This window comes from uncultured Tenacibaculum sp., assembly GCF_947498805.1.
In the GTDB taxonomy this organism is placed as follows: domain Bacteria; phylum Bacteroidota; class Bacteroidia; order Flavobacteriales; family Flavobacteriaceae; genus Polaribacter.
In genome coordinates this window covers 98,925-113,332 of record NZ_CANMLT010000011.1, presented here as the reverse complement: position 1 = coordinate 113,332, position 14,408 = coordinate 98,925, and the positions used below count along the sequence as shown (strand labels likewise).

The window sequence follows — 14,408 nt, the reverse complement described above, 5'->3', positions numbered from 1 at the left end:
CAGTACGTTATACAGTAACAAATGGAAGTGGATGTAGTGATTTTGCAGATGCTTCATTAACGATCAATGACTTACCAACGGTAGCAGCGATTGCAGGAGGACAAGCAGAAGTATGTTTAAATGATACAACAGCAGCCTTTACCAATGCAACAGCAGGAGGAACATGGTCTATCGTAGCAGGAACAGGAACAGCAACGATCAATGGATCAGGAGTTGTAACTGCAACAGGAGCAGGAACAGTAACAGTACGTTATACAGTAACAAATGGAAGTGGATGTAGTGATTTTGCAGATGCTTCATTAACGATCAATGACTTACCAGTGGCAAGTTTAACTAGTAGTGATGTAGATAATACAATTTGTACAGGAGACAGTGTAACTTTTACAGGTTCAGGAGGAGATGAGTACGAATTTTTAGTAGATGGTTTAGTTGTTCAAGCGCAATCAACTACGGCAACTTATACAACAACAAGCCTAACAGATGGTCAAGTAGTGACTGTTCGTGTGGTGAATACTACTACAGGATGTGATGCAACTAGTGCAGGAATTACTATTTCAGTAAATTCAACCGTACCAACAGTAAACAATTTAATTACTAACGATACTACACCAGTAATAGGAGGTACAGCTAATTCAGCATACTTAATTATGGTAATGGTAAATGGAGTAACATATACTGAGGGAGACGGAAATTTAGTAGATAATGGTGATGATACATGGACATTAAATATTCCAGCAGGAAACGCAATTCCAGAAGGGACTTATGATGTATCAGTAGATAACGTTTGTAATGATGTAACCACAGATGAATTAGTAATCGATACTACTGCACCAACAGTACCTACAGTGAACAGTCAAGTTACTAATGATACTACACCAGTAATCACAGGAACTGCCGATTCAGCAGATACGATTACAGTAACAGTAAACGGAGTAACGTATACAGAAGGAGACGGAAACTTAGTAGATAATGGAGATGGTACATGGACATTAAATATTCCAGCAGGAAATGCAATTCCTGAAGGAACGTATGATGTATCAGTAACCGCTACAGATGCAGCAGGAAATACAAGTTCAGATGTAACTACAGATGAATTAGTAATTGATACTACTGCACCAACAGTACCTACAGTGAACAGTCAAGTTACTAATGATACTACACCAGTAATCACAGGAACTGCCGATTCAGCAGATACGATTACAGTAACGGTAAACGGAGTAACATATACAGAAGGAGACGGAAACTTAGTAGATAATGGAGATGGTACATGGACATTAAACATTCCAGCAGGAAACGCAATTCCAGAGGGAACATATGATGTATCAGTTACCGCTACGGATGCAGCAGGAAATACAAGTTCAGATGTAACTACAGATGAATTAGTAATTGATACTACTGCACCAACAGTACCTACAGTAAACAGTCAAGTTACTAATGATACTACACCAGTAATCACAGGAACAGCCGATTCAGCAGATACGATTACAGTAACAGTAAACGGAGTAACATATACAGAAGGAGACGGAAACTTAGTAGATAATGGAGATGGTACATGGACATTAAACATTCCAGCAGGAAACGCAATTCCAGAAGGAACTTATGATGTATCAGTAACCGCTACTGATGCAGCAGGAAATACAAGTTCAGATGTAACTACAGATGAATTAGTAATTGATACCACTGCACCAACAGTACCTACAGTAAACAGTCAAGTTACTAACGATACCACACCGGTAATCACAGGAACTGCCGATTCAGCAGATACGATTACGGTAACAGTAAACGGAGTAACATATACAGAAGGAGACGGAAATTTAGTAGATAATGGAGATGGTACATGGACATTAAACATTCCAGCAGGAAATGCAATTCCAGAAGGAACATATGATGTATCAGTAACCGCTACAGATGCAGCAGGAAATACAAGTTCAGATGTAACTACAGATGAATTAGTAATCGATACTACTGCACCAACAGTACCAACAGTGAACAGTCAAGTTACTAATGATACTACACCAGTAATCACAGGAACTGCCGATTCAGCAGATACGATTACAGTAACAGTAAACGGAGTAACATATACAGAAGGAGACGGAAACTTAGTAGATAATGGAGATGGTACATGGACATTAAATATTCCAGCAGGAAACGCAATTCCAGAAGGAACATATGATGTATCAGTAACCGCTACTGATGCAGCAGGAAATGCAAGTTCAGATGTAACTACAGATGAATTAGTAATTGATACTACTGCACCAACAGTACCTACAGTAAACAGTCAAGTTACTAATGATACTACACCAGTAATCACAGGAACTGCCGATTCAGCAGATACGATTACAGTAACAGTAAACGGAGTAACATATACAGAAGGAGACGGAAACTTAGTAGATAACGGAGATGGTACATGGACATTAAACATTCCAGCAGGAAACGCAATTCCAGAAGGAACGTATGATGTATCAGTAACTGCTACGGATGCAGCAGGTAATACAAGTTCAGATGTAACTACAGATGAATTAGTAATCGATACTACTGCACCAACAGTACCTACAGTAAACAGTCAAGTTACTAATGATACTACACCAGTAATCACAGGAACTGCCGATTCAGCAGATACGATTACGGTAACAGTAAACGGAGTAACATATACAGAAGGAGATGGAAATTTAGTAGATAATGGAGATGGTACATGGACATTAAACATTCCAGCAGGAAACGCAATTCCAGAAGGAACTTATGATGTATCAGTAACTGCTACGGATGCAGCAGGTAATACAAGTTCAGATGTAACTACAGATGAATTAGTAATCGATACTACTGCACCAACAGTACCTACAGTAAACAGTCAAGTTACTAATGATACTACACCAGTAATCACAGGAACTGCCGATTCAGCAGATACGATTACGGTAACAGTAAACGGAGTAACATATACAGAAGGAGATGGAAACTTAGTAGATAATGGAGATGGTACATGGACATTAAATATTCCAGCAGGAAACGCAATTCCAGAAGGAACTTATGATGTATCAGTAACTGCTACGGATGCAGCAGGCAATACAAGTTCAGATGTAACTACAGATGAATTAGTAATTGATACTACTGCACCAACAGTACCTACAGTAAACAGTCAAGTTACTAATGATACTACACCAGTAATCACAGGAACAGCTGATTCAGCAGATACGATTACGGTAACAGTAAACGGAGTAACATATACAGAAGGAGACGGAAACTTAGTAGATAACGGAGATGGTACATGGACATTAAATATTCCAGCAGGAAACGCAATTCCAGAAGGGACTTATGATGTATCAGTAACCGCTACTGATGCAGCAGGTAATACAAGTTCAGATGTAACTACAGATGAATTAGTAATCGATACTACTGCACCAACAGTACCTACAGTAAACAGTCAAGTTACTAATGATACTACACCAGTAATCACAGGAACAGCTGATTCAGCAGATACGATTACGGTAACAGTAAACGGAGTAACATATACAGAAGGAGACGGAAACTTAGTAGATAATGGAGATGGTACATGGACATTAAATATTCCAGCAGGAAACGCAATTCCAGAAGGAACGTATGATGTATCAGTAACCGCTACTGATGCAGCAGGCAATACAAGTTCAGATGTAACTACAGATGAATTAGTAATCGATACTACAGCACCAACAGTACCTACAGTAAACAGTCAAGTTACTAACGATACTACACCAGTAATCACAGGAACTGCCGATTCAGCAGATACGATTACAGTAACAGTAAACGGAGTAACATATACAGAAGGAGACGGAAACTTAGTAGATAATGGAGATGGTACATGGACATTAAACATTCCAGCAGGAAACGCAATTCCAGATGGGACATATGATGTATCAGTAACCGCTACGGATGCAGCAGGTAATACAAGTTCGGATGTAACCACAGATGAATTAGTAATTGATACTTCGACACCAACAGTACCAACTGTAGATAGTCAAGTTACTAACGATACTACACCAGTAATCACAGGAACTGCCGATTCAGCAGATACGATTACGGTAACAGTAAACGGAGTAACATATACAGAAGGAGACGGAAACTTAGTAGATAATGGAGATGGTACATGGACATTAAACATTCCAGCAGGAAATGAAATTCCAGTAGGAACGTATGATGTTTCGGTAGAAGCTACTAATGGATTAGGTAATATGAGTTCAGATGTAACAATAGATGAATTAGTAATTATTACAGATACTGATGGAGATGGAGTTGCTGATGAAGATGATTTAGATGACGATAATGACGGTATTCCAGATGCGGAAGAAGGAACTGGAGATACAGATAATGACGGTATTCCAAACAATTTAGATTTAGATAGCGATAATGATGGAATTTTAGATGTAGACGAAGGAGGAAATGGTGATTTAGATGTAAATGGAGACGGAGTTATTGATTCTAATGATGGTACAGCTGGAGATGATTTAGATGGAGATGGACAAGCAGATGCGTCGGTAGATGCGAATGAAGAGCCAGATACAGATAATGATGGTACACCTGATTACCTTGATTTAGATAGTGACAATGATGGAATTAATGACGTTATTGAAGATGAAAATGTAGATGCAAATAATGATGGTATTGCAGATGGAGCTGATAGTGATGGAGATGGTATTGCTGATAGTGTAGATCCTTTCGATGGATTTGGAGAAGGCCCAGGAGGAGAACCTGATAACACTGACAGTGATAATGATGGTACACCAGATTATTTAGATTTAGATAGTGATGATGATGGTATCAATGATATTGAAGAAGGTGGTAATGACGATCCAGATGGAAATGGTGTTGTTGATGGAGCTGACAGCGATGGAGATGGTATTTTAGATGAAGTAGATGATGATGTATCTAATTTTGGAGATACCGGAAATACAGATGTAAATGATACTGATCCTACTGATCCAGATAGTGGAGGTTCTGGAACTGTTGATGATAGTGGAACAGATAGTGATGGAGATGGTATTGCTGATAGTGTTGATGGATTAGATGGATTTGGAGATGCAGCTGATGAAGGTTGTATTAAAAATGAGAACTACATCATTAGTCCTAATGGAGATTCAACGAATCAGTTCTTATACATTCCTTGTATCGATAGTCCAGAGTTTAGAAATAATAGTATAGAAATCTTCAACCGTTGGGGTAACGTAGTATTCAAGATGAAAGGATACTCTAACATTGAAGCTGATAAGAGATTTGAAGGTATTTCAAACGGAAGAGTGAATATAAATGTAGATGAGAAATTGCCGGTTGGAACATATTTCTATATATTAGATTTAGGAAACGGATCTAAGTTAAGAAGAGGTTGGATTTATATCAATAGGTAAAAATGGTTATGAATAAAAGTTCAGTTAGAATGAAATCATTATTAAGTATATTCTTATTAAGTGTCATAGGTATTTGTATTAATTCAAATACCTATGCACAACAAGATCCGCAGTATACACAATACATGTTTAATACAATGTCTGTAAATCCCGCTTATGCTGGATCTAGAGGGCATACTGTAATATCTGCTCTAGGGAGAACACAATGGGTAGGTTTTGAAGGAGCACCAGATACTCAAAATTTAAGTTATGATACTCCTTTAGGATATACCGGTTTAGGACTTGGAGTAAATTTGGTCAATGATAAAATTGGACCTTCACATGAGATTTATTTAGATGCAAATGTGTCTTATACTATAGAAACAGGACAACAAGGTAATTTGGCTTTTGGTTTACGTTTAGGAGGAAGATGGTTAAATATAGACTGGTCTAAAGGAACCACTACAAATCCTGAAACGTTTCCTCCAGTTAATAGGGTATTACCAACAATAGGAGCCGGGTTGTATTATCACGAGCCTCAATGGTATATTGGTTTATCTGTACCAAATATTATAAGAACAGAGCATTATGATAATGATTTACCAAGTGGAGAAGTAGCATTAGAAAGAATGCACTTTTTCCTTATATCGGGTTATGTATTCGATTTGAACGAAGATTTAAAGTTTAAGCCAGCAGTTTTAGTAAAAGGAGTTTCTGGAGCCCCTCTATCGATAGATGTCTCTGCTAATTTACTGTTTAGTGAACGCTTTAGAGTAGGTGTAGGTTGGAGATGGGATGATTCTATAAGTGCATTATTAGGATTCCAAGTTTCCGACTCATTACTATTAGGATATGCGTATGATTTAACTACTTCAAATTATAACGTAGTAAATTCTGGGACGCATGAAATTATGTTACGATACGAAATATTTAAAGAAATAAAATATAGGTCTCCGAGATTTTTCTAAGGAGAAAATAAATTATTTAATCCCCCCATTTTTTTTAAATTTATATTAAAGGGTATGAATATTAGGTTATGGCCTATACTATTATTAATAGTAGGGGGAAATGTTTTTGGTCAAAGTTTAAGAGTAGCAGATCGCTATTTTGATGAGTTTTCATTTGTAGAATCTGCAAAAATTTATGAGGCGCTTGTACTTCAAAAAGGAGATAGTTCTAAGCATGTACTATCAAGACTAGCTGATTCTTATTATAATAATGCAGACACGGAGCAAGCAGAGAAGTGGTATGAGAAACTAGTGCAAAATTTTGAAGAAATAGATAATTACTATTTATTTAAATATGCACAAGTTTTAAGAAGTAATGGAAGGTATAAAAAATCAGACTCTATCCTTCAGATTTACGCTTCAAAAGGAGCATATGGTAATTTGAGTGACGAACTTGAAAATGAAGATTACCTATTAGATATTTCAGAAGATAAGGAAAAGAGAATTAGTGTAAGAAACCTTGGAATAAATACGCCATTGTCTGATTTTGGAGGTTTTTTATTAAACGGGAAAGTGTATTTTACATCAGCTTTACCTAAAAACACTAAGAGAGAAAGAATCTATAAATGGAATAACCAGCCTTTTTTAAATATTTATAAATCTGATGAAGATATAACTACATTAGAGGAAAGTAAAAAAGATACCATTTTAAGATTAGTAAATCAAGAGCTTTTTGAAGCTCCAATTACTACAGATTTACATGAATCGACACCGGTGTTTACGAAAGATGGAAAGACTATTTATTTCACTAGAAATAACTCCAATGGTAAGAAAATTGGAAAAGACAAAAAGAATACTTCAAACTTAAAAATTTATAAGGCAGATTTTGTGAATGGTTATTGGATCAATGTTACAGAATTACCTTTTAACAGCGATGAGTTTTCTGTGGGACATCCAGCATTAAGTACCGATGAGAAAACCTTGTATTTTGTTTCCAATATGCCAGGAGGAAAAGGAGCCACTGATATTTATAGCGTTACCATAGATGAAGATGGGGCTTATGGAGTACCAGAGAATTTAGGCGATAAAATTAATACATCGGGTAGAGAGATGTTCCCTTTTGTTGGCGCGGACAATACATTATACTTTTCATCAGATGGACATTTAGGATTGGGCTTATTGGATATTTTTCAATCTAAAATAAGAGAGGACAAAACATTCTCTACAGCGAAAAATTTAGGATATCCATTTAATAGTAAAAGAGATGATTTTTCGTTCTTTATAGCTGAAGAAGGAAAGAAAGGTTTTTTCTCATCAAATAGAAAACAAGGAAAAGGAGATGACGATATCTACAGCTTTTTTATATATGCAGACCCACCTATTTGTTATCAAGAGATAAATGGAGTTATTTCAAATTCTAAAACAAATGATTTAATTGATGGAGCAGTTGTTAAGTTAGTTGGAGCTAATGGAGAGGTGTTAAAAGAAACAGTCTCAAATTTAGACGGATCATATGTTTTTAATGAAGTTTTGTGTGGTGGTAAATATACGGTTCAAGTAAGTAAGTTCGACCATAGATCAAATAAAACATCAGTTTCTGTAGGAGCTAATAGAGGGGGAAAAGTTAAAAAGAATGTTACTCTTACACCATTGATTATAGGAAATCAAATAGTTATTAATCCTATTTATTTTGATTATAACCGTGCTTTAATTAGAGATGATGCACAATATGAATTGGAGAATATTGTTACGGTAATGACGAATCACCCAGGTGTAGTTATTAAAATAGAATCGCATACTGATAGTAGAGGAGGAAAAGATTATAATAGAAAGTTATCAGATAGAAGAGCTAAGGCAACACGTGATTATATAGCTTCTAGAGGGATTTCTAAAGATAGAATTGAAAGTGCGATTGGTTATGGAGAAGATCAGTTATTAAATGATTGCGATGACTCTAATAAAAAGTGTTCTGATGCAGACCATCAAAAGAATAGACGTTCTTATTTCTATATTGTAAAAGGAGGAGAAAATATCAAAGCACGTCAGCAAGCTGAAAAAATTAAAGTGCAGAAACGAGTATCTAGAAGAAATAATTTCTTACAGTTTTTAAGAAAGAACTTTAAAAAGACAGATAATAGAGGTAATAACAAATGTTTAAAAGAAGAAGAAGATTGTACTGAGGATAAAACACTCAATCAGATGAAGTTATAATTTTAAGTTTCCCCTTAAATTCAAGTCGTAGTAATACGCGTCTGAGCTCCGTTATTTTAACGGAGCTTTTTTTATGGATATATAATAAAAACAAAGAGAACAAGTTATAAGAGTAAACATTAAAAGTATAAAGTATATCATGAAAAAAATAATTTTCCCTTTAGCAGTACTTGCTGTATTAACTAGTTCATGTGTTTCAAAGAAGAAATATGTCGAGCTAGAACAGCGATATAATGATACCAGAGGCAATTTGCAAAGAACAACTCTTGAGAAGGAACAGTTAGAAGCGAAGTTTGCTAAAATAGAATCCAGAGTTGATGATTATAATAAGAAAATTAATTCTTTAAGAAATGTAAATGCTTCTTTGGAAGAAGAAAATGAAGTGAAGCTAGATATGGTTGAAAACACAGTAATTTCTAATTCTATGAAGAAAAAGATGAGGGCTACCTTGTCTAAGGTGGATCCATCTGAATTGGAGAATGCTAAAACGTTAAAAGACTCTATGAATGTTGCTATCGCACATAACTTGAAGAAATCTATTGACACTACAGAATTAGAAAACTCTGATGATATTAATATAAATATTGATGAAACTGTAGTAATGATTTCTGTATCGGATAAAATGTTGTTTAATACAGCTAGTTATAGAGTAAAAAGAAGTGCTTATAAGCTAATCGAAAAATTGGCTAATGTTATCAAATCAGAACCGAGTATGGATGTAATGATAGAAGGACATACGGATTCTCGCAGTATTAATACACCAGTTTTACAAGACAATTGGGATTTAAGTGTTAAGCGAGCAACTTCTATAGTGAGAATATTGGAAAAGAAATTTGGAGTGGAGTCTAGTAGGTTAATCGCTTCAGGTAGAGGAAGTTCTGTTCCTTTAGTAGAAAATAATTCAAGAGCGAATAGAGCAAGGAATAGAAGGACTAAAATTGTAATTTTACCAAATTTAGATAAGTTTTTTGGCCTACTAGCTCAAGAGGACCAATTGAAGCCTTAAAAAAGCTAAAAAGCTTTTTACAGGAAAGAATTTTAAAAATAAATAAGGCTCAAAGAAATTTCTTTGAGCCTTATTTATTTTATTTAGATATTTAATGTTTTAGATTCCTAAATCATCAAACATATCTATAAGTTTTTCACCTTGAGATGGGAATGGAGCGTTTGAACTAACTATATTTCCATCAGGATCAATTAAAATAAACTTAGGTAATCCTTTAATTAAGAAGTTCTGTGCCCACGGTAAACGAAGATGACTTTGTCCACTGAACAATTGAACTCCTGTCATTTCTCTATTAACAATTGTTTCTTTCCACTTTTCAAGATCATTTGCTTTATCAACACTAATACTAACAAATTCGATATTTCTACCGTGGTATTCCTGCTCCAACCTTTTTAATAAAGGAATCTCTCTCTTACAGAAACCACACCAAGTAGCCCAAACATCAATATATAAATACTTTCCTTTTCCTAATAAATCATCTAAAGAAGTTTTACCTCCATCATAATTAACAAAATCTTTAAACTTAGGAGCTGGTTTACCTTTAGCTACAGTTTTTAATAAATTGTAATCTTTGGAAACTTCGTCTTTATGGGTTTTATTAGTAGAGTACCCCATAAATTTATTGTAGTACTCTTTTAAGTTTTCAGTATATGTGATATCATTTTTAACTCGCTTGTATAATAAGTCATTCTTTATTAAACTATCAGTTACTTCTGTTTGAATAGTTTCTAAATAAGTTAAGTAATAATCTTCACCTTCTTTATTATTCTCCTTAGCCTTTTTCTGAAGTTCTTCAGATATCAACTTGGAATAAGAAAAAGAATCCATGTAGTTATCAGTTTCATTAAAAGATAATTCATCTAATATGTTAGGGAAGTTTTCAGAAACTATATATTCATTATCTCCAGAAAGTAATCTATAGTTTTTCTGATATAAGCTTAAGTTTCTTAAACACTCACTATCGATGTTTTGTACTTCTCTTTTTAAGAAATCAGCTGGTAAATCACTTGCGATAGTTAATTCGGTTAAAGCCTCTTTATACTCATCAACTTTATCTAAGAAATCAGCTTCTTCTAAAGAATAAAGTTTACGAGGACTTTCAAAAACTTCAGGATATACTTTAGCTCTTTTAATAAAGTAAGCGTTAATTTTTGCATTTTTTCCTTCAAAATTAACAACATCCGATTTTTTTGAATCAAAGACAATTCCTGTATCGTCTGTTTTTGAAAGGTATAGCGTTAAAACTTTGTTTTTATCATAGATAAGGTTATAATAACCATCTCTATCGATTTTAAGAGTGTCAACAAAAGAACTAGTTTTTCTATCGAATTTTATTCTTTTCTCAAAGTTATAACCAGTTAGTGTTAGATTTCTCTTTTTAAGATTTTCTATCTTTCCTGAAAGAACTAAATAATCTTTAGCAGGTTTTTCGTCCTTACACGATACAATAGCTAATCCTAAGAGAGTTAGAAATGCTAATTTTTTCATCTTACGTAGGTTTTTAGGGTTTATTAAATATAATAAAATATCTAATATTTTGGGGTAATGATACTTTAAATAAGAGCCGAAAATACTTTTTTTACGGTTCTTTTCAAAGAATTTAACAAAATATTTAAGTTTTGGAGACAATAACTGATTTTTTCACCTTCTTAGACATCAAATCTGGGGTCTAATAATAGTATTTTAAATGGTGTAGATAAAAATAAAACCGAAGTAGCAGCTTCGGTTTTTAGTTTTTCTTTTTTCATAACAACTCTCCCCCAGAATGTAAACTTAAAAGTAGATAGTTTATCATAGTATAGATGTTTTGTTAAGACAATGTTAAAACAATTATTGTGCCGAAATCATATTTTTTGGGTTAAAAAATTGTATAAATCGCAAAAATAAAGTTAATAGTTTGGTAGAGTTATACTTAAGGAGTGCAAAAAAAAGATTTTCTTAATTAAGTATAAAAATATTTAAAAGAATAAAGCTGTTTTAGACTCTAAAAATTTAAATATTGAAGTAAAACGTTATGTTTTAAACCACTAGACTGATTGAAAAAAGAACTTTTATAGAATTAGCTTGTTAATTTTTTCAAAGAACTGCTTTTTATACGTATCACCAATTGGTAAATTTTTTCCATTAGTTAAATAAACGGAAAGAGAATCTGTCTTCGAAATATGTTGAATGGCTACAATAAAAGATTTATGAATCTTTACAAAGCTTTTTGAAGATAGTTCTGTTTCAAAATGCTTTAACGTACTGTAAGTGATTATTTGATTATCATTTAGATGAATAGAAACATAGTTTTTCAAACTTTCAATGTATAAAATTTCATTAGTATATACCTTTTCAAAATTATTTTTACCATCAGTTTTGATAAAGATAAAGTTATCGCTATTAGTTATAGGCTTTGTCTCTTGAGTAGGTTGAATTTTTAAAATAGCTTGGTAAAAGCGTTCAAATTCAAAAGGCTTTAAAAGATAATCAACAGCATTGAGCTCATAACTTTCCAAAGCAAATTGTGGATATGCTGTTGTGAAAATAATACTGATTTTATCTTTAACAATTTTTGAAAGTTGAATACCAGTAATTGTTGGCATTTGAATATCTAAAAAGACCAAATCCAAATCTTCTTTTTCTATGAAACTAATGGCTTCAATAGGATTTGTTGTGGAACCAACTAACTCTAAAAAAGATACTTTTTTTACATATGATTCCAACAATCGTATTGCAGGAGCTTCATCATCAACAATTAAACATCTTAAGGTTTTCATAGTTTATTGGTTTTAATTGGTAATTTTAGGTAAGTAGAATAGGTATTATTCAATTCTTTATGTTCAAATGAAAAGTCGTTGTCAAATAGTAGTTCTAATCTTTTTTTAAGGTTTTCTCTACCTATTCCGGTACTACTATAGTTTTTAACATTAGAAACTTTGTTATAGGTTTTTAATTCTAAAGAGTCTTCTGAAATATTGATCGAAATTTCAGCAGGATTCTCTTTGTCATTAATGATACCATGTTTACATATATTTTCAATAAAATGAACCAATACCAATGATGGAATTTCTTGATCTTTTATGGTTCCTTTTATAGAAAGATCTAAAAACAAATTATTCTCAAATCGTTTCTCATAAAAATAAATATAATCCTTAATGAATTTTATCTCCTTTTTTAAAGGCATATAGTCCTTTTGAGCCTCATAAGTTAGATATCTCAATAGTTCAGATAGCTTATGAATTCCTTTTGCGGTTTCAGGTTGTGTTTCTGCTAATTCTGAATAAAATACATTTAATGTATTAAACAAGAAATGTGGTTCTAATTGTGTTTTTAAAGCATCTAATTCAGCTTTTTGATGTTCTAATTTAAGTTCATGAATTTTGTTTTTGTTTTCAAGAAAACGAAACAAAAGATAAATAAACGTACTAAATAAAATTACTTTTAAACTATAGTAAGAATTGTCAAAAATATAATACCAAAAAGTACGTGAACTATCTGAGTAATTATGAAAACCACCAATAGAGTATATAATAACCTCTTCTAAAAGGAATCTAATTGCTGCAAATATGAAGAACAATGATATTTGACCTAAAACAAAATAAACGAGGTTCTTTTTTACTAAGGTTCTTGGACAGATAATTCCAACATTAATAGCATATACACTAAAAAAAGTAATGTAAAAGGTAGTTTTATATAGAAGTCCAAGTTGAATGTTTGAAAAGAAACGATCATGCCCACCTGTAACATAAGCTCTAAAAAAGTCCATAGCAACAATAATGAAACCTAGTATAAGGTGGTATTTAAAGGTGTTTTTTAATTCCATAGTTCAAAAGTAGGCATAAAGGTAACTTTCTTTTTCTTTTTAAGATGTAGTTTCTGTTTTTTAGGACAAACCGGTAAAACCATACAACGAAATGAATGATGTAATTTTTTGTAGGGTTGATACCAAATATTTTGGTGTTGGTTGAAACTTAAATTTTCCAGCGATTAGTCTCAATACATTTGAAGTATCAAACTCAAAAAATAGAGAATCATGAAATCAAGAATTTTATTAATCGTTTTATTAATTACTACTTCATTGTTTGCTCAAAAGATTCAAATAGAAGAGCATTTTAAAAATATAAAATCATCAGACTTATTAATCTTAGGGTCGTTTCATTTTGCGAATCCGCAATTAGACAGTTACAAGCCTAAACATACTGTTAATATATTTTCAGAGAAACGTCAGAAAGAATTAAGAGAATTATTGGATGTTATTAAGAAGTATGCTCCCACAAAAATAGGAGTAGAGTGGAAGGCCAGTAGACAAAAGAAACTTGACTCTTTATACAATGCTTATTTAGCAGGAGATTTTAAATTGAAATCTAATGAAATTTACCAAGTAGCTTTTCGGTTAGGAAAAGAATTAGGACATAAAAAATTATATGCAGTTGACGCACCCTCTAGGAATTTTAAAAGTGATTTAACAAAAAAGGAATATAAGGACAAGAAGAACTATTATGTTCAGAAAGCAGGGTCAGCTAAGTTTAAAAGAGAAATGGAAATTAATGATACATATTTCGGTTTGTATGAGAAAGGAGATAAGTTAAAAACAGAAATCACCTTAATCGATTACTTTAAGATTATGAATAATCCTGATGTTGTAAGTCATAATCACGGACATTATTTAATTGGAGAATTTAAAATGGGAGAGTCAGAGAAAGGAGATTATTTTGGAGCAGATAATTCAATTTGGTGGTACAGCAGAAATTTGAGAATCTTTCAGAATATACTCAATATTAATAAAGCAGGGGAAGATAAAGTATTTGTGCTAATGGGGGCAGGCCATTTACCAATATTAAACTTCTTAGCGAAGTCATCGGTAGACTTTAATTTAAAAAGCTTTGAAGAAATTACTAAACAATAAAAAAT

The 14,408-nt window shown here is 32.9% G+C and carries 8 protein-coding genes; 5 read left to right on the top strand and 3 right to left on the bottom strand.

Going from position 1 to position 14,408, the window contains the following annotated elements:
• From Q0873_RS17735 to Q0873_RS17720, 4 genes are all read left to right on the top strand, one after another.
• The coding region (locus Q0873_RS17735) for an Ig-like domain-containing protein (RefSeq protein ID WP_299110024.1) at positions 1–5,372 on the top strand (5,372 nt) is incomplete at its 5' end.
• Positions 5,373–5,401: 29 nt separating this feature from the next.
• The gene (locus Q0873_RS17730) at positions 5,402–6,319 is read left to right on the top strand and encodes a type IX secretion system membrane protein PorP/SprF (protein WP_299110022.1); all 918 of its coding nucleotides are present in this window, start codon (positions 5,402–5,404) and stop codon (positions 6,317–6,319) included.
• A gap of 54 nt (positions 6,320–6,373) precedes the next feature.
• A complete protein-coding gene (locus Q0873_RS17725; protein ID WP_299110019.1) occupies positions 6,374–8,509 on the top strand; it encodes an OmpA family protein in 2,136 nt (711 codons plus the stop codon).
• A gap of 139 nt (positions 8,510–8,648) precedes the next feature.
• A complete protein-coding gene (locus Q0873_RS17720) occupies positions 8,649–9,515 on the top strand; it encodes an OmpA family protein (protein WP_299110016.1) in 867 nt (288 codons plus the stop codon).
• A 99-nt stretch (positions 9,516–9,614) separates the two neighbouring features.
• Here Q0873_RS17720 and Q0873_RS17715 read toward each other — a convergent pair whose 3' ends face one another.
• The 3 genes from Q0873_RS17715 to Q0873_RS17705 form a co-directional block, all read right to left on the bottom strand.
• Complete coding sequence (locus Q0873_RS17715) at positions 9,615–11,003, bottom strand: TlpA disulfide reductase family protein (protein WP_299110014.1); 1,389 nt, start codon at positions 11,001–11,003, stop codon at positions 9,615–9,617.
• Between the two features lie 563 nt (positions 11,004–11,566).
• Positions 11,567–12,274, bottom strand: coding sequence for a LytTR family DNA-binding domain-containing protein (locus Q0873_RS17710; protein ID WP_299110012.1), 708 nt, complete (start codon positions 12,272–12,274; stop codon positions 11,567–11,569).
• Positions 12,271–13,320 (bottom strand): histidine kinase, encoded by a 1,050-nt coding sequence (locus tag Q0873_RS17705; protein ID WP_299110010.1) that lies wholly within the window; start codon positions 13,318–13,320, stop codon positions 12,271–12,273. The genes Q0873_RS17710 and Q0873_RS17705 overlap by 4 nt, the downstream gene beginning before the upstream one ends.
• Before the next feature lie 210 nt (positions 13,321–13,530).
• On the opposite strand from Q0873_RS17705, the gene Q0873_RS17700 reads away from it, so the two are divergent.
• Complete coding sequence (locus Q0873_RS17700; RefSeq protein ID WP_299110007.1) at positions 13,531–14,403, top strand: DUF5694 domain-containing protein; 873 nt, start codon at positions 13,531–13,533, stop codon at positions 14,401–14,403.
• Positions 14,404–14,408 lie beyond the last annotated feature (5 nt).